Origin of the sequence: Pseudomonas sp. PvP025 (assembly GCF_017832155.1) — a bacterium.
GTDB lineage: Bacteria > Pseudomonadota > Gammaproteobacteria > Pseudomonadales > Pseudomonadaceae > Aquipseudomonas.
This window is the reverse complement of the sequence record NZ_JAFIBJ010000001.1, coordinates 3,996,652-4,018,548: the sequence shown is the minus strand read 5'-3', so window position 1 is coordinate 4,018,548 and position 21,897 is coordinate 3,996,652. Positions and strand designations below refer to the sequence as shown.

General features: G+C 58.5%; 19 protein-coding genes. 12 read left to right on the top strand and 7 right to left on the bottom strand.

The window, feature by feature from the left end:
- The first annotated feature begins 3 nt into the window (after nucleotides 1–3).
- Both trkA and JOE32_RS17455 read left to right on the top strand, forming a co-directional pair.
- Entirely contained in the window at nucleotides 4–1,377 is a 1,374-nt protein-coding gene (gene trkA / locus JOE32_RS17460) for a Trk system potassium transporter TrkA (protein WP_209986708.1), read from the top strand.
- Between the two features lie 18 nt (nucleotides 1,378–1,395).
- A complete protein-coding gene (locus JOE32_RS17455; protein ID WP_209986705.1) occupies nucleotides 1,396–1,707 on the top strand; it encodes a hypothetical protein in 312 nt (103 codons plus the stop codon).
- 122 nt (nucleotides 1,708–1,829) lie between these two features.
- On the opposite strand, the gene JOE32_RS17450 is transcribed toward JOE32_RS17455, so the two are convergent.
- Together JOE32_RS17450 and tag are read right to left on the bottom strand one after the other, a co-directional pair.
- Nucleotides 1,830–2,717, bottom strand: a complete 888-nt coding sequence (locus JOE32_RS17450; RefSeq protein WP_209986702.1) for a lysophospholipid acyltransferase — start codon at nucleotides 2,715–2,717, stop codon at nucleotides 1,830–1,832.
- Between the two features lie 40 nt (nucleotides 2,718–2,757).
- On the bottom strand, nucleotides 2,758–3,315 hold the full coding sequence (gene tag / locus JOE32_RS17445; RefSeq protein WP_209986699.1) for a DNA-3-methyladenine glycosylase I: 558 nt from the start codon (nucleotides 3,313–3,315) through the stop codon (nucleotides 2,758–2,760).
- Nucleotides 3,316–3,396: 81 nt separating this feature from the next.
- On the opposite strand from tag, the gene glyQ reads away from it, so the two are divergent.
- The 4 genes from glyQ (at nucleotide 3,397) to JOE32_RS17425 (ending at nucleotide 7,796) form a co-directional block, all read left to right on the top strand.
- On the top strand, nucleotides 3,397–4,350 hold the full coding sequence (gene glyQ, locus JOE32_RS17440; protein ID WP_003213601.1) for a glycine--tRNA ligase subunit alpha: 954 nt from the start codon (nucleotides 3,397–3,399) through the stop codon (nucleotides 4,348–4,350).
- Nucleotides 4,347–6,401, top strand: a complete 2,055-nt coding sequence (glyS, locus tag JOE32_RS17435) for a glycine--tRNA ligase subunit beta (protein ID WP_209986696.1) — start codon at nucleotides 4,347–4,349, stop codon at nucleotides 6,399–6,401. Before glyQ ends, glyS begins: the two co-directional genes overlap by 4 nt.
- Nucleotides 6,401–6,940 carry a D-glycero-beta-D-manno-heptose 1,7-bisphosphate 7-phosphatase gene (gmhB, locus tag JOE32_RS17430; RefSeq protein ID WP_173670281.1) on the top strand — a complete coding sequence of 180 codons (540 nt, stop codon included), beginning with the start codon at nucleotides 6,401–6,403 and terminating at the stop codon, nucleotides 6,938–6,940. The genes glyS and gmhB overlap by 1 nt, the downstream gene beginning before the upstream one ends.
- A gap of 85 nt (nucleotides 6,941–7,025) precedes the next feature.
- Complete coding sequence (locus tag JOE32_RS17425; protein WP_209986693.1) at nucleotides 7,026–7,796, top strand: lysophospholipid acyltransferase family protein; 771 nt, start codon at nucleotides 7,026–7,028, stop codon at nucleotides 7,794–7,796.
- Between the two features lie 178 nt (nucleotides 7,797–7,974).
- On the opposite strand, the gene JOE32_RS17420 is transcribed toward JOE32_RS17425, so the two are convergent.
- Nucleotides 7,975–9,600, bottom strand: coding sequence for a HAMP domain-containing sensor histidine kinase (locus JOE32_RS17420; protein ID WP_209990593.1), 1,626 nt, complete (start codon nucleotides 9,598–9,600; stop codon nucleotides 7,975–7,977).
- 400 nt (nucleotides 9,601–10,000) lie between these two features.
- On the opposite strand from JOE32_RS17420, the gene JOE32_RS17415 reads away from it, so the two are divergent.
- Nucleotides 10,001–10,723, top strand: coding sequence for a response regulator transcription factor (locus tag JOE32_RS17415; RefSeq protein WP_209986691.1), 723 nt, complete (start codon nucleotides 10,001–10,003; stop codon nucleotides 10,721–10,723).
- Between the two features lie 94 nt (nucleotides 10,724–10,817).
- Here JOE32_RS17415 and gyrB read toward each other — a convergent pair whose 3' ends face one another.
- The 4 genes from gyrB to dnaA are packed head-to-tail and all read right to left on the bottom strand — an operon-like array spanning nucleotide 10,818 to nucleotide 17,026.
- Nucleotides 10,818–13,235, bottom strand: coding sequence for a DNA topoisomerase (ATP-hydrolyzing) subunit B (gene gyrB, locus JOE32_RS17410; protein WP_209986688.1), 2,418 nt, complete (start codon nucleotides 13,233–13,235; stop codon nucleotides 10,818–10,820).
- Between the two features lie 4 nt (nucleotides 13,236–13,239).
- The gene (gene recF / locus JOE32_RS17405; RefSeq protein WP_209986685.1) at nucleotides 13,240–14,343 is read right to left on the bottom strand and encodes a DNA replication/repair protein RecF; all 1,104 of its coding nucleotides are present in this window, start codon (nucleotides 14,341–14,343) and stop codon (nucleotides 13,240–13,242) included.
- A 20-nt stretch (nucleotides 14,344–14,363) separates the two neighbouring features.
- A complete protein-coding gene (dnaN, locus tag JOE32_RS17400) occupies nucleotides 14,364–15,467 on the bottom strand; it encodes a DNA polymerase III subunit beta (RefSeq protein ID WP_209986680.1) in 1,104 nt (367 codons plus the stop codon).
- Between the two features lie 38 nt (nucleotides 15,468–15,505).
- Nucleotides 15,506–17,026, bottom strand: coding sequence for a chromosomal replication initiator protein DnaA (dnaA, locus tag JOE32_RS17395; protein ID WP_209986676.1), 1,521 nt, complete (start codon nucleotides 17,024–17,026; stop codon nucleotides 15,506–15,508).
- Nucleotides 17,027–17,611: 585 nt separating this feature from the next.
- On the opposite strand from dnaA, the gene rpmH reads away from it, so the two are divergent.
- The 5 genes from rpmH to mnmE all read left to right on the top strand — a co-directional run bounded on the left by rpmH (nucleotide 17,612) and on the right by mnmE (nucleotide 21,537).
- Entirely contained in the window at nucleotides 17,612–17,746 is a 135-nt protein-coding gene (gene rpmH / locus JOE32_RS17390; protein ID WP_003213577.1) for a 50S ribosomal protein L34, read from the top strand.
- A gap of 16 nt (nucleotides 17,747–17,762) precedes the next feature.
- The gene (rnpA, locus tag JOE32_RS17385) at nucleotides 17,763–18,164 is read left to right on the top strand and encodes a ribonuclease P protein component (protein ID WP_197675632.1); all 402 of its coding nucleotides are present in this window, start codon (nucleotides 17,763–17,765) and stop codon (nucleotides 18,162–18,164) included.
- On the top strand, nucleotides 18,157–18,402 hold the full coding sequence (gene yidD, locus JOE32_RS17380; protein WP_192298133.1) for a membrane protein insertion efficiency factor YidD: 246 nt from the start codon (nucleotides 18,157–18,159) through the stop codon (nucleotides 18,400–18,402). The genes rnpA and yidD overlap by 8 nt, the downstream gene beginning before the upstream one ends.
- Before the next feature lie 2 nt (nucleotides 18,403–18,404).
- Nucleotides 18,405–20,087 (top strand): membrane protein insertase YidC, encoded by a 1,683-nt coding sequence (gene yidC / locus JOE32_RS17375; protein WP_209986673.1) that lies wholly within the window; start codon nucleotides 18,405–18,407, stop codon nucleotides 20,085–20,087.
- Between the two features lie 79 nt (nucleotides 20,088–20,166).
- Entirely contained in the window at nucleotides 20,167–21,537 is a 1,371-nt protein-coding gene (gene mnmE, locus JOE32_RS17370) for a tRNA uridine-5-carboxymethylaminomethyl(34) synthesis GTPase MnmE (RefSeq protein WP_209986671.1), read from the top strand.
- Nucleotides 21,538–21,897: the final 360 nt, after the last annotated feature.

The following is a 21,897-nucleotide window of genomic DNA, read 5'->3' as shown; positions in this document are numbered from 1 at the left end:
CGGATGAAAATCATCATCCTCGGGGCAGGGCAGGTGGGTGGCAGCCTGGCCGAACATTTGGCCAGCGAAGCCAACGACATCACCGTGGTCGACACCGACGCCGAGCGCCTGCGCAACCTCGGCGACCGCCTGGACATTCGCACGGTGCAAGGGCGTGCGTCGTTCCCGACGGTGCTGCGTCAGGCCGGTGCCGACGATGCCGACATGCTCGTGGCCGTGACCAACAGCGACGAAACCAATATGGTCGCCTGCCAGGTCGCCCACACCCTGTTCCACACGCCAACCAAGATCGCCCGCGTGCGCGAAGCGGCCTACCTGACCCGCGCCGGCCTGTTCGACAATGACGCGATTCCGGTAGACGTGCTGATCAGTCCGGAACAGGTGGTCACCCACTACATCAAGCGTCTGATCGAAATTCCCGGCGCCCTGCAGGTGATCGACTTCGCCGGCGGCAAAGCGCAGCTGGTAGCCGTGAAGGCCTACTACGGCGGGCCGCTGGTCGGCCAGCAACTGCGTCAGTTACGCGAGCACATGCCCAATGTGGACACCCGCGTGGCCGCGATTTTCCGCCGCGACCGGCCGATTCTGCCCCAGGGCGACACCGTGATCGAGGCCGACGACGAGGTGTTTTTCATCGCGGCCAAGGCGAATATTCGTGCCGTGATGAGCGAAATGCGGCGGCTGGATGAGACCTACAAGCGCATCGTGATTGCCGGTGGCGGGCAGATTGGTGAGCGCCTGGCCGAGGCCATCGAGAGCCGCTACCAGGTCAAGATCATCGAGATGAGCCCGGCGCGCTGCCGGCATTTGTCCGACACCCTCGACAGCACCGTCGTGCTGCAAGGCAGCGCCTCGGACCGAGACCTGCTGATGGAAGAGAACATCGCCGACGCCGATATCTTCCTGGCACTGACCAACGATGACGAGGCCAACATCATGTCGTCGCTGCTGGCCAAGCGGCTGGGCGCCAAGAAGGTGATGACCATCATCAACAACCCAGCGTATGTCGACCTGATTCAGGGCGGCGATATCGACATTGCGATCAGCCCGCAACTGGCAACCATTGGCACCTTGCTGGCCCATGTGCGCCGTGGCGACATCGTCAGCGTGCACTCCCTGCGCCGTGGCGCGGCGGAGGCCATCGAGGCGATTGCCCACGGTGATTCGAAGTCCAGCAAGGTGATCGGCAAGGCCATCCGCGATATCGGCCTGCCGCCGGGCACCACCATTGGCGCGATCATTCGCGACGAGGAAGTGCTGATTGCCCACGACGACACGGTGATTGCCAGCGGCGACCACGTCATCCTTTTCCTTGTAGATAAAAAACATATCCGTGACGTGGAGAAGCTGTTCCACGTGGGCTTGAGTTTTTTCTGATCGAACGGAGTGGCTGCGATGCTCGAATCCCTGGAAAAAATGCTCGCCAAGGGCGTGGATAATTCACTGCTGCGCTTTGGCTTGGGCAAGGGTTATCTGGACTTGAAGGACAACGCCCGCGCGGCTGAGCATCTGCATAAATGCGTTGAGTTCGATCCAAAGTATTCAGCGGCGTGGAAGTTGTTGGGCAAGGCCCATGCAGGCTTGGGTGATAGCGCTGCAGCGCGGCTGGCGTGGGAGAAGGGCATCGAAGCGGCCCAGGCCCATGGCGACAAGCAGGCCGAAAAAGAGATGACGGTGTTCCTGAAGAAACTCGACCGCCAGATTTAACCTGAACCCAATGTGGGAGGGGGCTTGCTCCCGATAGCGGGGTGTCAGCCAATCTATGGCTAGCTGACAGACCGCCATCGGGAGCAAGCCCCCTCCCACACTGGTTTTGTACCTACCTTGAGTCAATACCAGCGCGCTTCACCCGGCGGGCGTTTCTTGAAGCGCTTCATGCTCCACATGTACTGGCTCGGGTAGGCGCCGACATAACGCTCCACCACTTTGCTCATCGCCGCGCAGGACGTGGCGGTGTCGGTGCTGTACATGTCTTCGGGCGCCGCTTCCAGGATCACTTTGTAGCCCGAGCCATCCGGCAGGCGCAGGGCGTGCAGGAACACGCCCACCGCTTTGTGGCCTGCCAGCATGTTCGGCACGAACTTGCTGGTCAGCGCCTGGGTGGCGAAGAACGGCACGAAAATCCCGGCCGATTCCGCCGGCTCAGGGTCCGCAGGGATGCCCACCTGGCCGCCTTTACGCACTTCCTTGATCACGCTGAGAATGCCTTCCTTGGTCGACGCCGCCACGCGGTTGCCCAGCTGTACGCGCTGTTTGCGCAGCAGTTCATCCACCGCCTTGAGCTTGGGCGGACGATAGAAAATGATCGGTTTGCATTGGCTGCAATAGAAGTGATTGAGCACTTCCCAGTTGCCCAGGTGGCTGGTGATGCCGACCACGCCTTTGCCCGACGCCAGCGCCTGGTGCAGCACCTCCAGGCCCTCGACCTCCCGCACCAGGTCGATGGAGCGCTGCGCCGGCCAGATCCAGGCGCAGGCGCTTTCGGTGAGGGACTTGCCGATGTCCATGAGGCTGCGGCCCACCAGTTGCTCGCGCTCGGCGGGGTCCATGGCCGGGAAGCACTTGGCGAGGTTGATCCGCACCGTGTCGCGGGAGCGGTTGGGGGTTTTCCACATGATCCAGCCAATGGCCGTGCCGACAGCCTGGACAGCGCGCCAGGGCAACAGGGCAAACAATCGCAGAGCGCCTACCAGCAAGGCGCCTTTAAACTTTTCCACAGGTCACTCCTGATCGTGTGTGGTGCGCAAAGCCGGCATTCTAACCGGCGTTGGCCAGGTCCGCGTAACGGTCGCAGTCCACGGTGTGGTCCATGACCATGCCCGAGGCCTGCATGAACGCGTAGCAGATGGTCGGGCCGACAAAGGTGAAACCGGCTTTCTTCAAGGCTTTGCTCATGGCTTCGGCCTGCGGCGTAATCGCCGGGACCTCACTGCGGTCCTTGAAATGATTGACCTTGGGCGCGCCGTCGACAAACGACCACAACCACTGCACCGGGTCTTCCAGCGCCAGCCAGGCCGCGGCATTGCGCCGGGTGGCGTTGAGCTTGAGACGGTTGCGCACAATGCCCGGGTCGAGCATCAGCGTGTCGATTTCAGCATCGCTCAACTGCGCCAAACGCTGCGCGTCAAAGCCGAACAACACCTTTCGGTAGTGTTCACGCTTGCGTAAAACCGTGATCCAGGACAGGCCTGCCTGGAACCCTTCGAGCAAAAGCAACTCGAACAAGCCCTGCGCATCGCGCAGCGGCGTTCCCCACTCCTGATCGTGATAAGCCATGTACAGCGGATCTTCAGAACACCAAAAGCAGCGTGGCATAAGGCTCCAGGGGATGGTGGCGCGGCCGAATCGGGTATACTCCCGCTCTTTAAATCGCAGCCCAAGTAACAGGTGAATTTCGTGAGCCAGCCTACGCCAGCCGTGCGTACCTTCCAAGACTTGATCCTCGCCCTCCAGCAATACTGGGCCGAGCAAGGTTGTGTGGTACTTCAGCCCTACGATATGGAAGTAGGCGCCGGCACTTTCCACACCGCCACCTTCCTGCGGGCCATTGGCCCGGAAACCTGGAACGCCGCTTATGTGCAGCCCAGTCGTCGCCCGACTGACGGCCGCTACGGCGAAAATCCGAACCGTCTGCAGCACTACTACCAGTTCCAGGTGGTGTTGAAGCCGAACCCGGACAACTTTCAGGAACTGTACCTGGGCTCGCTCAAGCATGTGGGCCTGGACCCACTGGTGCACGACATCCGTTTCGTCGAAGACAACTGGGAGTCGCCAACCCTGGGCGCCTGGGGCCTGGGCTGGGAAGTCTGGCTCAACGGCATGGAAGTGACGCAGTTCACCTACTTCCAGCAGGCCGGCGGCATCGAATGCTACCCGGTCACCGGCGAAATCACCTACGGCCTCGAGCGCCTGGCCATGTACCTGCAAGGCGTGGACTCGGTCTACGACCTGGTGTGGGCAGACGGCCCGTTCGGCAAGGTGACCTACGGCGACGTGTTCCACCAGAACGAAGTGGAGCAGTCCACCTACAACTTCGAACACGCCAACGTCGAGAAGCTGTTCGAACTGTTCGACTTCTATGAAAGCGAAGCCAAGCGCCTGATCGAACTCGACCAGCCGCTGCCATTGCCAAGCTATGAAATGGTGTTGAAGGCGTCCCACACCTTCAACCTGCTGGACGCCCGCCGTGCCATCTCGGTGACCGCGCGCCAGCAATACATCCTGCGTGTGCGCACCCTGGCGCGTTCCGTCGCCCAAGCCTACCTGCTGGCTCGCGCCAAGCTGGGCTTCCCGATGGCTACCCCGGACCTGCGTGATGAAGTGTTGGCTAAGCTGGAGGCTGCACAATGAGTGCTCAAGATTTTTTGGTTGAACTGGGCACCGAAGAGCTGCCACCCAAGGCACTCAACACCCTGGCCGATGCATTCCTGGCTGGTATCGAGAAAGGCCTGCAAAGCGCCGGCCTGAAGTTTGAAGCGAAGAAAGTCTACGCCGCGCCGCGCCGTCTGGCCGTGCTGCTGACCGCGCTGGAAACCCAGCAGCCGGACCGCAGCATCAACCTCGACGGCCCACCGCGTCAGGCGGCTTTCGATGCTGAAGGCAATCCGACTCAAGCGGCCCTCGGGTTTGCCAAGAAGTGTGGCGTCGAGCTGAGCGAGATCGACCAGAGCGGCCCGAAACTGCGGTTCAGCCAGGTGATCACCGGCAAGCCGACCGCCAGCCTGTTGCCGACCATCGTTGAAGATTCCCTGAATGACCTGCCGATTCCCAAGCGCATGCGCTGGGGGGCGCGCAAGGAAGAGTTCGTGCGCCCAACCCAGTGGCTGGTGATGCTGCTCGGTGACCAGGTCATCGACTGCACGATCCTCGCCCAGAAGGCAGGCCGTGATTCCCGTGGTCATCGCTTCCACCATCCTGAAGCCGTGCGCATCACCTCACCGGCCAACTACGCCACTGACCTGCGTGCCGCCTACGTGCTGGCAGACGCCAATGAGCGTCGCGAACTGATCAGCAAGCGCACCGAAGAGCTGGCCCGCCTGCAGGAAGGCACCGCCATCGTGCCGCCAGGCCTGCTCGACGAAGTGACCGCGCTGGTGGAATGGCCGGTGCCGCTGGTGTGCTCGTTCGAGGAACGTTTCCTCGATGTGCCACAGGAAGCGCTGATCACCACCATGCAGGACAACCAGAAGTATTTCTGCCTGCTGGATGCGGACGGCAAATTGCTGCCGCGCTTTATCACCGTAGCCAACATCGAAAGTACGGACCCGCAGCAGATCATCGCCGGCAACGAGAAAGTCGTCCGCCCGCGCCTGACCGACGCCGAATTCTTCTTCAAGCAAGACAAGAAGCAGAAGCTCGAAGACTTCAACCTGCGCCTGCAGAACGTGGTGTTCCAGGAAAAACTCGGCAGCGTCTACGACAAGGCCGTGCGCGTTTCCAAACTGGCGGCCTACATTGCCCAGCGCATTGGCGGCGATGCAGCCTGGGCGGCGCGTGCCGGCCTGCTGTCCAAGTGCGACCTGGCCACCGAGATGGTCGGCGAGTTCCCTGAGATGCAAGGCGTGGCGGGTTACTACTACGCCCTCAACGACGGCGAGCCGGGCGATGTGGCGCTGGCACTGAACGAGCAGTACATGCCGCGCGGTGCTGGCGCCGAACTGCCAACCACCCTCACCGGTGCGGCCGTGGCCATCGCCGACAAGCTGGACACCCTCGTCGGTATCTTCGGTATCGGCATGCTGCCCACCGGCAGCAAAGACCCGTATGCCCTGCGCCGTGCTGCCCTGGGCGTGCTGCGTATCCTGATCGACAAGAAGCTGGACCTCGACCTGACTCAGGCCGTGGTGTTTGCTGTCGGCCAGTTCGGCGCCAAGGTCAAGCAGGCTGGTCTGGCCGAGCAAGTGCTGGAGTTCGTGTTCGACCGCCTGCGTGCGCGTTACGAAGACGAAGGCGTGGACGTTTCCGTGTACCTGTCGGTGCGTGCCCTTCAACCAGGTTCGGCACTGGACTTCGATCAGCGTGTGCAAGCCGTACAGGCCTTCCGCAAGTTGCCCGAAGCCAATGCGCTGGCCGCCGTGAACAAGCGTGTGTCCAATCTACTGGGCAAGGCCGACAACCTCGGCACCGCCGAAGTCGACCCGGGCCTGTTTGCCGATGCCAAGGAGTTCTCGCTGAACTCGGCCATCGCCAAGGCAGAAAACGCGGTGAAGCCGCTGATCGCCGAACGCAACTACGCCGAAGCGCTTGCGCGTCTGGCCACCCTGCGTGAGCCGGTGGATGCGTTCTTCGAAGCGGTGATGATCAATGCCGAAGATGCCGGTGTGCGGAAAAACCGCTACGCCATGCTGGCGCGTCTGCGTGGACTGTTTATCAACATCGCTGACATTTCCGTACTGGGCTGATCATGTTGAAACTGCTGATTCTCGATCGGGACGGGGTGATCAATTACGACTCCGACGCTTACATCAAGTCGGTGGCTGAATGGATACCACTGCCCGGCTCGATCGAGGCCATCGCGCAGTTGAGCAAGGCCGGCTGGACGGTGGCAATCGCCACCAACCAGTCCGGCATCGCCCGCGGCTATTACGACATTGCCACCCTGGACGCCATGCACGCGCGCCTGCGCACGTTGGTGGCCGAGCAGGGCGGTGAGGTGGGGCTGGTGGTGTACTGCCCCCACGGGCCGGACGAGGGCTGCGACTGCCGCAAACCCAAGCCTGGCATGTTGAAAATCATTGCAGAACATTACAAGGTACCGTTGGCTGGGATATGGTTCGTCGGGGACAGCCTCGGTGACCTGGAGGCGGCCAAGGCCGTCGACTCTCAGCCAGTTTTGGTGAAGACCGGGAAAGGCGAAAAGACCCAGGCGAAAAACCTGCCGGTAGGCACCTTGATTTTTGACGATCTGGCGGCGGTTGCCGCAGAACTTATCAACAACTAGCAGCAGCCCTCGACTTCCTGGCCAAGGACTGTTCGGGAGTGCGCTTTAAACAGGCGGGCCGTGTCCCGCAACGGTAAATGCCGCCATGTCGATTTTGCAGGCCATCAGAACCTTTTTCTTTTACCTGCTGTTGGGCACCAGTTCCTTTCTCTGGTGCACCCTGAGCTTTTTTATCGCGCCTTTCCTGCCATTCAAGGCGCGCTACCGCTTCATCAACGTCTATTGGTGCCGCTGCGCGTTGTGGCTGTCCAAGGTGTTCCTGAACATCCGTTTCGAGGTCAAGGGCGCAGAGAATGTGCCGGATCAGCCTTGCGTGATTCTGTCGAACCACCAGAGCACCTGGGAGACTTTCTTCCTGTCGGCGTACTTCTCGCCGTTGAGTCAGGTGCTCAAGCGTGAGTTGCTCTACGTACCGTTCTTTGGGTGGGCGATGGCGATGCTGCGTCCGATCGCCATCGATCGCGACAATCCCAAGGCCGCGCTCAAACATGTGGCCAAAAAAGGTGATGAGCTGCTCAAGGACGGTGTGTGGGTGCTGATCTTCCCCGAAGGCACTCGCGTGCCCTATGGCACCGTGGGCAAATTTTCACGCGGTGGTACCGCGCTGGCGGTCAACGCCAACCTGCCGGTGCTGCCGATTGCGCATAACGCCGGCAAGTTCTGGCCGAAAACTGGCTGGGCCAAACGCCCAGGCACTATCACCGTAGTGATCGGTGAACCGATGTATGCCGAAGGCGAGGGCCCGCGTGCCATTGCGGCGCTGAATGAGCGTGCGCAGGCGTGGAACCAGGCGCAACAGAGGGCAATGGGTTCGTTGCCACCCGAGCCCATCGTGGTGGATACGCCAGTGATATGAGGTTCTGTGGATAACCTGTGTACGGTTTGTTGGCTAATCGGCTTTTTATGCATATAAATATCTGATTTATATACATATTTCATCAGCCAATAAAAAAGCGAAAAACGTGCATAAGTTTTTTCGGCATTAAAAAACCGGTCCTTGTGACCGGTTTTTTATGCACAGGACAAAAGCTGTCTCAGCAGTCATCCAGCAGGGGAAGGCGCAGACTGAAGGTAGTGCCTTTGCCAAGGGTACTTTCGCAACTGATATGCCCTTTATGCCGTTCAACGACCGCCCTGACCATGGTCAGTCCCAAACCGAGGCCCTCACTGCCCTGAGCGGACTCGAAGCGCCGGTACTGGCTGAACAGCTCGGGCAAATCTTCGGCCGCGATACCTGCACCCTGATCGCTGATATGGCATTCCAGCCAGCCTAGAGTGCTACTGTGGCGCAATCTTACGGTGGTGCCGGAAGGAGAATATTTGATCGCGTTCTCCAGCACGTTGAACAACGCCCGGGTAAGCAGCGATTGATCGGCTGACACCATGCCGTCGTCAGCCTCGTCCAGGTCATGGAGCAGGTGGATGCCCTTGAGTTGAGCGATCACTGCCACTTGATCGAACGCATCCATCACCAGCATCGCGAACAGGGTCGGCTGGAAGTGATAACCATCGGCCTCGGCTTTGGCCAACTGAACAAATGACTCAGTGAGGTTCAGGGCGCGTCGCACCTGTTGCTCGATCTGGGCGAATACCGGGGAACCACCGCTGTGTATATCCAGCAGCGCAAGAATCGCCGAATGGGGCGCACGCAGGTCATGGGACAGGAAGCGCAGCATGGTTTCCCGGTGCTGCTGGGCCTCGCGTTCTTTGCTCAGGTCGGTCAGGCTCAGCAACCAGCCCAGGGCGACATCACCTTCTGCAGGTAGCAAAGGCGCAATCTCCATGCGCAAGCTGCGTTGGTGGATATCGCGAAACTCAACGAGCTCGAGCGCCGAAAGGGCAGGGCGCACGCCATTGTGCAGGGGCGGGTAACCCAGGTCCGCCAGTTGCTCAAGCAAATTGTGGCTCACCAGCTCATTGCCGAATACTTCCCGGGCAATGCGGTTGGCCAGCAGGATACTGCCGCGCGGATCAGTAATCAGTGTCGCCACCGGCAAACATTCCAGGCCATCGGCCATGAAGCGGCGGGTGTCACGCGTACGGCTGACGGCCTGCTCGAGCGCAAAGATCCGTCCCTGCAACACATCCCCCTTACTGGCAGGCGCACGGCGGCGTTCCGGCAGCACTTTGGGCTCATCATCCAGGCGCGCCAGCTCCCAGCCGAAATAGGCGAGCACCGCACTCAAACGGCGCCAATTCCAGATCAGGTAGCTGAGCAGCAATCCAATCAGGCAGGCGCCAGGCGACCACCAATGGCCCATGCGCAACAGGGCCAATGAGCCAAGCACTGCAGTGGCCATGCAACCCAGCGTCATCCACGACGCGTATCGCGGCCGGTAGAGCAATAGACCGAGCAGCAAGGCCACCAGCGAGGTCGACATCAGTGCTGCCAGCCAACCGGGCACCTGCGCGATAGTGCGCCCACGCAGCAGACCACCCAGTACGTCGGCCTGAATCTGCATGTCGGCAGAGGACAGCGCGGCGAGCCTGCGAAGGCCGTCATACAACGGATTGTCGAGGGCAAGGAATGGGTTAAGGGATAGATAGGCTGTGAGAGGCAACAACAGTAGGCCTATCCAAAGCCACTCGCGAACCAGGCCGTTGAACAAGCGTTGGGCGTGGGTGGGTTGGCGCTTTTCCGGCTGGCCCCATAGCTTCATCGGTTGGCCACCGCAGGCCGACATATAGGTGGCAGGCGTGTGATAAGGAATGTCATAGACCTCGGTTTCTCCTTCCAGGCCATGCTCGTCGCAAGCCAACAAGTGGGCGTGATTTGAACCCAGTGAAACGTATTTCCAGTTCACTGAATAGGTTATTCGATACGGGCGTATCGAACCCTCCCGATAATGTGTCGGCCGAACCTTTTACTTGCCAGCAGTAGTCGGTATCTTTCCTACACGCGCTCGAGGATTTAGTCCTTGAAGCAGCGTATCGCCAGAAGCTGAGGGCCGTTGAATCTGACCACAATTATTCAGATTCAACGTCCGGTATCTGCGCAGTATGTGCCCCTGTTTGTGTGGGGCCGTCAGTTGCTGTATTTCTTGTGAAGGGACCCACACCATGCGTGTCGCGATATTGGATGACGAGCCCGCTGAGTTACGCCGGGTGGAACAGACACTGCGACAGATCCCCCGGCCATCGGACCAGCCGTGGTCTGTGCATTGCTTCGAGCGGGGAGAAGACCTGCTGCGCCAACTGCGTCGGGAAAACTTCGATCTGTTGATACTCGACTGGCAATTGCCCGATATCACCGGTATTGCACTGCTGCGCTGGACCCGTGAACACATGGAATCACCGCCTGCGGTAATCATGCTTACCAGCCGCGATGCCGAGAGCGATATCGTCGCCGCGCTAAACAGCGGTGCCGATGACTACCTGAGCAAGCCCTTTCGCCCCAATGAGCTTAAAGCCCGAGTCACCGCCGTGCTGCGCCGCCATGGCTTGCAAAAATCCGCGACGCCTGAGGTGCAAAGCTTTAACGACCTGACTTTTGACGACGCCCAACTCACCGTGACCCGAGCGGGTAAGCCCATCAACCTGACCGAACGTGAGTACCGTCTGGCCAACTGCTTGTTCGCTAACCTGGCACGGCCGTTATCCCGCGAATACTTGTATGAGCGGTTCTGGACGCATGAAGAGATGGTGTCGTCACGGCCATTGGACACACACATCTATCGCCTGAGAAACAAGCTGGGGCTGACGGCGGATCGCGGGTGGCAACTGTTGACGATCTACGGGTATGGGTATCGGTTGGAGAGTGTGGGCGTGGCGTCTGAAGGGTAAAAATCGGGATGTTCCACGTGGAGCATTTGGTAAAGACGAGGTAATAAAAAAGGCCAACGCTGAGCGTTGGCCTTTTACGTACGGGTTTGCCTGATCAGAAATCCAGGTTGGAAACCGCCAGAGCATTGCTTTCGATGAAATCACGACGAGGTTCAACCGCATCACCCATCAGGGTGTTGAAGATTTGATCCGCGCCAATGGCGTCCTCGATGGTTACGCGCAGCATGCGACGCTGAGCCGGGTCCATGGTGGTTTCCCACAATTGATCCGGGTTCATTTCGCCCAGACCTTTGTAGCGCTGGATAGTGTGGCGTTTGGTGCTTTCAGTCATCAACCAGTCCAAGGCTTCCTTGAACTCCTTGACGGCTTTCTTGCGCTCGCCACGCTGAATGTAAGCGCCATCGTCCAGCAGAGTGCTCAGTTGCGCGCCCAGAGTGACCACAGTCTTGTAGTCGTTACTACCGAAGAAGTCGCGGTTGAACGTGACGTAGTTCGACAGCCCATGGGAGATCAGTTCGACCTCCGGCAGCCAGACGTTACGTTCACGGTCCTCACGCAAGCTGGCTTTGTACACCAGGCCAGACTTCTCGACGGTGCGCAGGCGGGCTTCGTACTGCGCCAACCACGCCTGCATGTGTGCGTGATCGCCCAGTTGCTCCAGGCTGACCGATGGCAGGTAGATGAAGTGCTCGGTCAGTTCCTGAGGGTACAGACGCGACAAGCGCTTGAGCGTCTTCATCACCATGCGGAAGTCGTTTACCAGGCGCTCCAGCGACTCACCGGAGATGCCCGGTGCTTCGTCGTTCAAGTGCAGGCTCGCATCTTCCAGCGCCGACTGCGTCATGTACTCTTCCATGGCGTCGTCGTCTTTGATGTATTGCTCTTGCTTGCCCTTCTTGACCTTATACAGCGGCGGCTGGGCGATGTAGATGTAGCCGCGCTCGATCAGCTCCGGCAACTGACGGAAGAAGAAGGTCAGCAGCAGGGTACGGATGTGCGAACCGTCGACGTCGGCATCGGTCATGATGATGATGTTGTGGTAGCGCAGCTTGTCGATGTTGTATTCATCGCGGCCAATACCGCAACCCAGCGCCGTGATCAGGGTGCCGACTTCCTGGGAGGAAATCATCTTGTCGAAGCGCGCCTTCTCGACGTTGAGGATCTTGCCCTTCAACGGCAGGATGGCCTGGGTGCGACGGTTACGGCCCTGCTTGGCGGAACCGCCAGCAGAGTCACCTTCCACCAGGTACAGCTCGGAGAGGGCAGGGTCCTTCTCCTGGCAGTCAGCCAGTTTGCCGGGCAGTCCGGCGATATCCAGTGCGCCTTTGCGACGGGTCATCTCACGGGCTTTACGCGCCGCTTCACGGGCCCGCGCAGCGTCGATCATTTTGCCGACAACCAGCTTGGCTTCGTTCGGGTTTTCCAGCAGGAAGTCGGAGAAGTACTTGCCCATCTCCTGTTCCACGGCGGTCTTCACTTCGGAAGATACCAGCTTGTCTTTGGTCTGGGAGCTGAACTTGGGGTCCGGCACTTTTACCGAGATGATTGCAGTCAGGCCTTCACGCGCATCGTCGCCAGTGGTGGCGACTTTATGCTTCTTGGCCAAACCTTCAGCTTCGATATAAGTGTTGAGGTTACGCGTCAGTGCCGAGCGGAAACCTACCAGGTGAGTACCGCCATCGCGCTGTGGAATGTTGTTGGTGAAACACAACAGGTTCTCGTTGAAACTGTCGTTCCACTGCAGGGCGATTTCCACGCCGATGCCGTCGTCGCGCTGGATGTTGAAGTGGAATACCTGGTTGACCGCAGTCTTGTTGGTGTTCAGGTATTCAACGAATGCACGCAGGCCGCCTTCGTACTTGAACAGCTCTTCCTTACCGCTGCGCTCATCCTTGAGGACGATACCCACACCGGAGTTCAAGAACGACAGTTCGCGAATCCGCTTGGCCAGGATGTCCCAGCTGAAATGGATGTTTTTAAAGGTTTCATCAGACGGTTTGAAGTGGATCTGAGTACCCGTGGTTTCACTGTCGCCAACGATTTTCATCGGCTCCTGTGGAACACCATGGACGTAGGTCTGCTCCCAGATTTTGCCACTGCGGCGTACTGTCAGGATCAGCTCTTCGGACAGCGCGTTCACTACTGACACGCCAACACCGTGCAAACCGCCGGAAACCTTATAGGAGTTGTCGTCGAACTTACCGCCAGCATGCAGCACGGTCATGATGACCTCGGCTGCCGATACGCCTTCTTCTTTATGCACATCGACCGGAATACCGCGACCATTGTCGCGCACGGTGATGGATTCATCCGGATGGATGATGATGCTGATGTCGTCGCAGTGACCGGCCAGAGCTTCGTCGATGGAGTTGTCGACCACCTCGAACACCATGTGGTGCAAACCGCTGCCATCATCGGTGTCGCCAATGTACATACCGGGACGTTTGCGTACGGCATCCAAACCTTTCAGCACTTTGATGCTGGTCGAGTCGTACGTTCTTTCTTCGCTCATGCCTTCACTCCCGATGGTCGTGGGTCTGGGTGATACGGCCTTGTTCCACGTGGAACAAAGCGACTGGCGTTTCCGTCTGCCAGCCTTCCCTCAATAATTCGTGGTCTACACAGGTGATAAACACCTGGCAGCGTAAGTCTTCCAACAAGCGGCATAGCGCGCGGCGATGTTGCTCGTCGAGTTCGGACGGCAAGTCATCCACCAGATAAATACACTGCCCGCGTCGGGCCTGGCTGACCAAGTGCCCCTGAGCAATACGCAGTGCGCACACCACCAACTTCTGCTGACCCCGCGACAGTATGTCTGCGGCATTGTGTGCACCTAATCTAAGGCGCAAGTCAGCGCGTTGTGGGCCGGCCTGGGTGTGGCCAATTTGCTGATCACGTTGCAGGGAGGTTGCAAGCACTGCACTCAGCTCACGCTCTTTGTCCCAACCACGGTAGTAGCTCAGCGTCAGCCCCTCGAGTTCCAGCAACTCACTCAAGGTCTGCTCAAAGACTGGTTTCAAGGCTTTGATATAGGCGCGGCGGTATTCATCGATTTCGTCGCTGGCCAGGCACAGTTCACGGTCCCAAGCCGCCTGCGAAGCGGCGTCAAGTGTACCATGCCGCAGCCATGAGTTCCGCTGCCGCAGGGCCTTCTGCAGACGCTGCCACGTGGCCATAAACCGTGGTTCCACGTGGAACACGCCCCAGTCGAGAAACTGTCGGCGGATTTTTGGTGCGCCCTCCAATAACCGGAAGCTGTCGGGATTGATCAATTGCAATGGCAGGATTTCGGCAAGTTGCGCGGCACTGCGTGCATTCTGCCCATCGATGCGAATTTGAAAGTCGCCGCCCCGATCACGGGAGATCCCCAAGGCGCTATGTCCACCTTCCGCCAATTCGACCTGGCCAAACACGGTGCACGCCAATTGCTCGTATTGGATCACCGGCAGCAGTCGCGCACTGCGAAACGAACGGGCGAGCCCCAGCAAGTGAATAGCTTCCAGCACGCTGGTTTTGCCACTGCCGTTGGCGCCATGGAGGATATTGATGCGAGGGGAGGGAGAGAAGGTCACCGGGTGCAGATTGCGCACCGCGGTGACCGAGACACGACTGAGGGACATCTAGCTTGCGCTGAGCATGATTACAGACGCATCGGCATAACAACGTAAGCCGAGTCGTCGTTATCGGATTCTTGTACCAGGGCGCTGCTGTTGGAGTCCGACAGGATCAGGCGAACCTGTTCAGTAGTCATCACACCCAGCACGTCCAGCAGGTAGCTCACGTTGAAACCTATCTCGAGCGAGCCACCGTTGTAGTCAACGCCCACTTCCTCTTCCGCTTCTTCCTGCTCCGGGTTATTCGCCTGGATCTTCAATTGGCCGTTGGCCAACTGCAGCCGGATGCCGCGGTACTTCTCGTTCGACAGAATCGCCGTGCGGCTGAAAGCTTCACGCAGGGCCTGACGGTCACCGAGTACCAGCTTGTCACCCCCCTTAGGCAGTACGCGCTCGTAGTCCGGGAACTTGCCGTCGACCAGCTTGGAGGTAAAGGTGAATTCGCCAGTGGTGGCGCGGATATGGTGCTGACCGAGAACGATGCTGACGATACCGTCCGGCTCGGTCAGCAGGCGCGCCAACTCCAGGATACCTTTACGCGGCACGATCACCTGGTGGCGATCCGGCTGACCGATATCGGCACGCATCGAGCACATTGCCAGGCGGTGTCCGTCGGTGGCCACGGCGCGGATGATACCTTCCGAGACTTCCAGCAGCATACCGTTGAGGTAGTAGCGTACGTCCTGCTGGGCCATGGCGAAGCTGGTGCGTTCGATCAAACGACGCAGCTTGCTCTGCTCCAGACTGCAGGTCAGCGAGCCCGGGCCTTCTTCCACGGTAGGGAAGTCATTGGCTGGCAACGTCGACAGAGTAAAGCGGCTGCGGCCGGCCTTGACCACCAGCTTCTGCTCATCGACCTTGATATCGATCAGCGCATCGTTCGGCAGGCTTTTGCAGATGTCCATCAGCTTGCGTGCCGGCACGGTGATCTCGCCAGGTTCGGCAGGCTCTTCGAGCTGCACGCGCCCAACCAGTTCGACTTCCAGGTCGGTACCGGTCAGGGACAATTGCTGGCCTTCGACCACCAGCAATACGTTGGAGAGCACCGGCAAGGTCTGTCGGCGCTCGACGACGCCTGCGACCAGTTGCAGGGGTTTCAACAGGGCTTCGCGTTGAATGGTGAAATGCATGGTCTAGTCCCTTGCCTTAATAAGCTGCGCTGGTGACATCACGTCGTGAGCGTACGCAGCAGGTTCTTGTAGTCCTCGCGAATATCCGCGTCGGATTCCTTAAGTTCATTGATCTTTCGGCAGGCGTGCAGGACGGTCGTGTGGTCGCGACCGCCAAACACATCACCGATTTCCGGCAGGCTGTGGTTGGTCAACTCCTTGGAGAGGGCCATGGCCACCTGACGCGGGCGCGCCACAGAGCGCGAACGGCGCTTGGACAGCAGGTCGGAAATCTTGATCTTGTAGTACTCGGCCACAGTGCGCTGAATGTTATCCACACTCACCAGTTTGTCCTGCAATGCCAACAGGTCTTTCAGGGACTCGCGGATCAGCTCGATGGTGATATCGCGGCCCATGAAGTGCGAGTGCGCGATGACCCGCTTGAGCGCGCCTTCGAGTTCACGCACGTTGGAGCGGATACGCTGGGCGATGAAGAAGGCCGCATCGTGGGGTAGATCAACTTTTGCCTGATCGGCCTTTTTCATCAGGATCGCCACACGGGTTTCCAGCTCCGGCGGCTCAACTGCAACGGTCAGGCCCCAGCCGAATCGCGACTTCAAGCGTTCTTCCAGACCTTCGATCTCCTTCGGATAACGGTCGCTGGTCAGGATGACCTGCTGACCGCCTTCGAGCAGGGCGTTGAAGGTATGGAAAAACTCTTCCTGAGAACGTTCCTTGCGCGCAAAGAATTGAATGTCATCGATCAGCAAAGCGTCAACGGAGCGATAGAAGCGCTTGAACTCGTTGATTGCATTGAGCTGCAAAGCCTTGACCATGTCGGCCACGAAGCGCTCCGAGTGCAGGTATACAACCTTGGCATTCGGGTTCTTCTTTAACAGATGGTTGCCCACTGCATGCATCAAGTGGGTCTTACCCAAACCAACCCCGCCATACAGAAAAAGCGGGTTATAGCCGTGCTTGGGATTATCCGCGACCTGCCAGGCGGCCGCGCGGGCCAACTGGTTGGACTTGCCTTCAACGAAGTTCTCGAAGGTGAAGGTACGGTTGAGGTAGCTGGTGTGCTTGAGCGCACCTTCGACCTGCACCGTGCGCTGTTCGGCACGTACCGGCGCTTGCTGGGAAGCGGCGCCAGCCATCGGGTCGAAGCTGTCGCGAGACGGCTCTTCATTTATGGGCGCGTTTTTCTGCGACGCGGGTTTTGAAGCCGCCTGCGCAACCGGTGCCGCCAAGTTATTAACAGGGGCCGCAGCGGCCTGAGCCTGCGAAGCACTCGCCGCGAGCGGAGCATTCGGTGCAGCACGAGGTACAGAGCTGCGTTTGCTGCCTATCAATAAGGAGAGCACGGGCGCGATACCGTTGCCGTGTTCGTCGAGCAACTCGAGCACACGGCCCAGGTACTTTTCGTTGACCCAGTCGAGAACAAAACGATTAGGCGCATAGACACGCAACTCGTCGCCTTCGGCTTCGACCTGTAGTGGACGGATCCAGGTGTTGAATTGCTGGGCAGGCAGCTCTTCGCGCAAAAGCTCTACGCACTGCTGCCAAAGTTCCACTGACACGGATATCCCCTAAGTTGAAAGCCGGTGAGGCAAAAACAGCCGCCATTGTAGCGGCCAGCCGCCCACTTATCCACATGTAGGTTGCTCACAGACGACCCAAAATCAACGCGTTATCTGTAAAAAAGAAGACAGATGGTCTGTGCATAAGCTCTGTGGATAAGCGCCCGTGAGCCCGTTGTACAAGTGGGGGTGAAAGTCTGTGGGTAACTGGCCTGTGGATAAAACCGTGTTCCACCCACAGCTTATCCGACAGCGCAGCACAGGAAGGACACCGTTTTCCCCTGTAGTTGTCATCCTCTGTACATCACGTGAAATATGGGCTTGGGGCAGTTATCCACAGATAGACGCCAGCCTAGCTTTTATAAGCTTTACAGAAAAGCTTTAAATAACTTCCTTCTTTATATTTATATCTATGCCACTGCTCGTCGACGCCACTCACACGGAAAAGCCCAAACGGGCTGACGAGATCTAATTAAAGGAAAAGCTGGTTGGAAATTGACCTAGAGCCTTGCTTTCTCTAGAATCGCCGGTCTCTTAAAACGGGGGCCATTCCGGCCCGTTGTGGACGAACCAGGTAACAACGCCATGAAACGTACTTTCCAACCAAGCACCATCAAACGCGCCCGCACTCACGGTTTCCGTGCTCGCATGGCTACCAAGAACGGCCGTGCTGTCCTGTCGCGTCGCCGCGCCAAAGGTCGTGCGCGTCTGGCAGTTTGATAATCCGGTACTGGTGGTGAGTCAGGACTTCAGTCGGGAAAAGCGTCTGCTTACCCCCCGGCACTTCAAGGCAGTCTTTGACTCCCCCACCGGCAAGGTTCCGGGGAAAAATCTCCTGCTCCTTGCGCGTAACAACGATCTTGATCACCCACGTCTCGGGTTGGTGATCGGCAAGAAGAGCGTAAAGCTCTCCGTTGAGCGCAATCGCCTCAAGCGTCTGATGCGCGAATCGTTTCGCCTCCACCAGGACACTCTGGTTGGTTGGGATATTGTTATCGTCGCGCGCAAAGGCTTGGGGGATGTAGAAAACCCCGAATTGATTCAGCATTTCGGCAAGCTATGGAAGCGTCTGGCGCGTACCCACAAACCAGCACCAGCAGTCGTCGAAACTGTAGGGGTAGACAGCCTTGATGCGTAAACTGGCCATCGTTCCGATCCAGTTTTACCGCTATGCCATTAGTCCTCTGATGGCCAACCACTGTCGTTTCTACCCCAGCTGTTCCTGCTACGCGTTAGAGGCCATAGAAAATCATGGTCTTCTGCGCGGTGGCTGGCTGACCTTTCGTCGTTTAGGTCGCTGTCATCCGTGGAATGCCGGTGGTTATGACCCGGTTCCACCTATCCCTACCTCCCGTTCTTCTTCGATGGCCGAGTAATCATGGATATTAAACGCACGATCCTGATCGTCGCCCTGGCAATCGTGTCCTACGTCATGGTCCTTAAGTGGAACCAGGACTATGGCCAGGCTGCCCTGCCGACTCAGAATGTTGCTACCAATCAGGCTGCGCCGGCTATTCCGGACACCCCGCTGGGTAACAATGCGTCCGCGAGTGCCGATGTTCCCAGCGCGAATGGCGAGACTGCCGCACCTCTTGAAACGCCAGTGGTCACCAACAAAGACCTCATCCACGTGAAAACGGATGTGCTCGACCTGGCTATCGATCCACAAGGTGGTGATATCGCGCAGTTGAAACTGCCGCTGTATCCACGTCGCCAGGACCATCCGGATGTGCCGTTCCAACTGTTCGATAACGGTGGTGAGCGCACGTATCTGGCACAAAGCGGCCTGACCGGCACCAATGGTCCGGATGCACGTGCTACCGGTCGTCCGGTTTATTCGACCGAACAGAAGAGTTATCAACTGGCCGATGGCCAGAATCAGTTGAATGTCGACCTGAAATTCAGCCTCGATGGCGTCAACTACATCAAGCGCTTCAGCTTTACCCGCGGCCTGTACGACTTGAAGGTCACTTACCTGATCGACAACGAAAGTGCCAAACCGTGGACCGGCAACCTGTTTGCCCAGCTCAAGCGTGATGGCAGCTCCGATCCTTCTTCCAGCACCGCCACCGGCACCGCGACTTACCTGGGCGCAGCCCTGTGGACAAGTGGCGAGCCGTACAAAAAAGTGTCGATGAAAGATATCGACAAGGGCGCACTGAAAGAAAATGTTCAGGGTGGCTGGGTAGCCTGGCTGCAACACTACTTCGTGACCGCCTGGATTCCGAACAAGGCTGAAGCCAATCTGGTTCAGACGCGTAAGGACAGCCAGGGTAATTACATCATTGGTTTTACCGGCCCGGCGTTGACCGTAGCGCCAGGTGCCAAGGCTGAAACCAGCGCTACCCTGTACGCCGGTCCGAAAAGCCAGGCAGTGCTCAAAGAGTTGTCCCCAGGTCTGGAACTGACCGTGGACTACGGCATTCTGTGGTTCATTGCTCAGCCAATCTTCTGGCTGCTGCAACATATCCACAGCATTGTGGGTAACTGGGGCTTCTCGATCATCTTCCTGACCATGCTGATCAAAGGGATTTTCTTCCCTCTGTCGGCCGCCAGCTACAAGTCGATGGCGCGCATGCGTGCCGTGGCGCCGAAGCTGGCTGCTCTGAAAGAGCAACATGGTGATGACCGGCAGAAAATGTCGCAGGCCATGATGGAGCTGTACAAGAAAGAGAAGATCAACCCGCTGGGTGGATGCTTGCCGATTCTGGTGCAGATGCCTGTATTCCTGTCGCTGTATTGGGTACTCCTGGAAAGCGTCGAAATGCGCCAGGCGCCGTTCATGCTGTGGATAACTGACCTGTCGATCAAGGACCCGTTCTTTATCCTGCCGATCATCATGGGCGCGACCATGTTTATCCAGCAGCGCTTGAACCCGACTCCGCCGGACCCGATGCAGGCGAAGGTAATGAAAATGATGCCTATCATCTTCACCTTCTTCTTCCTCTGGTTCCCAGCTGGTCTGGTGCTGTACTGGGTGGTCAACAACGTGTTGTCGATCTCTCAACAGTGGTACATCACGCGTAAAATCGAAGCGGCTACCAAAAAAGCCGAAGCGTAATTTACTCTGTGGGTAACCACTCAAGACGCCCCCTAGTGGGGCGTTTTGCTTTCCGTCATTTTTGTTCTGGAACCTGCTGATGAGCGCACCTCGTGAAACCATCGCTGCCGTTGCGACCGCTCAAGGTCGCGGCGGTGTCGGTATCGTTCGAATTTCCGGGCCGCTCGCCGGCAGGGCGGCACAGGCAATCAGCGGCCGCGAGCTGAAGCCACGCTATGCCCATTACGGTCCCTTCCTCGACGCCGACAACAGCGTGCTGGATGAAGGCCTTGCCCTCTATTTCCCGGGGCCCAACTCATTCACCGGTGAAGATGTCCTGGAGCTGCAGGGACACGGCGGTCCGGTGGTACTGGATATGCTGTTGCAACGTTGCCTGCAGCTGGGTTGTCGTCTGGCTCGCCCGGGCGAGTTCAGCGAACGTGCCTTTCTCAACGACAAACTAGACTTGGCCCAGGCTGAAGCGATTGCCGACCTGATCGAGGCCAGTTCCGCACAAGCTGCCCGCAACGCCCTGCGCTCGTTGCAGGGGGCTTTCTCGCTGCGCGTGCATAACTTGACTGAGCAACTGATCAGCCTGCGTATCTACGTTGAAGCAGCAATTGATTTCCCGGAAGAAGAAATCGACTTCCTTGCCGACGGCCATGTTCTTGCGATGCTCGATAAGGTTCGTGACGAGTTATCCACAGTACTGTGCGAAGCGGGGCAGGGCGCCTTGCTGCGCGATGGCATGACGGTGGTAATTGCCGGGCGTCCGAATGCCGGCAAGTCGAGCCTGCTCAATGCACTTGCAGGGCGTGAAGCTGCCATCGTTACCGAGATTGCCGGCACTACGCGGGATATTCTGCGCGAACATATCCACATCGATGGCATGCCATTACACGTGGTTGACACCGCCGGGCTGCGCGACACCGACGACCAGGTGGAAAAAATTGGCGTGGAACGAGCGCTCAAGGCAATCGGCGAAGCGGACCGTGTGCTGTTGGTCGTGGACGCCACGGCGCCGGAAGCTGTGGATCCTTTTGCCTTGTGGCCCGAGTTCCTCGAACAACGGCCGGACCCAGCCAAGGTCACCTTGATCCGGAACAAGGCAGACCTCACGGGCGAAGCCATCGCAATGGAGACCAGCGAGGATGGCCACGTCACGATCAGCCTGAGTGCGAAATCAGCGGGTGAGGGTCTGGAACTGCTACGTGACCACCTCAAAGCCTGCATGGGCTACGAACAGACCTCGGAAAGCAGCTTCAGCGCTCGCCGCAGGCACCTGGAGGCGCTGCGCCATGCCAGCGCGGCGTTGGAGCACGGCCGGGCACAGCTGACCCTGGCGGGCGCCGGTGAGCTGTTGGCGGAGGATTTGCGTCAAGCGCAGCAGCTGTTGGGTGAGATCACCGGCGCGTTCAGCTCCGATGACTTACTCGGACGGATTTTCTCCAGCTTCTGCATCGGTAAATAAACCTTACGCCGACTCCAGACAGGCCATTCGTGCCTGTCTGCTGCGCTCGTTTCAGAGCACTCCATCTCAAAACCTGAATTTCTATCGATAGGCACGGCATTTTCGTGGGCGCTATTTGCGCTTTGCACTGCTTTTCTGTGGATTAAGCCCTGTGAATAACCCTACCTGTGCCCAGTTGATAACAGGGCTCAAAAACTGCGTATAAGGGCGGCTGTGGATAACCAGCTGTTTAATCCACAGGCTTAGCGCAGTTATCCAAGGGCCTCATTGGCACCTGACCACAGACTTTTGAATCGCTATACACAACGTGAATAAAGGGCTGTAGAGATCTATCCACAGAAAACATGCTCAGTAGAAATA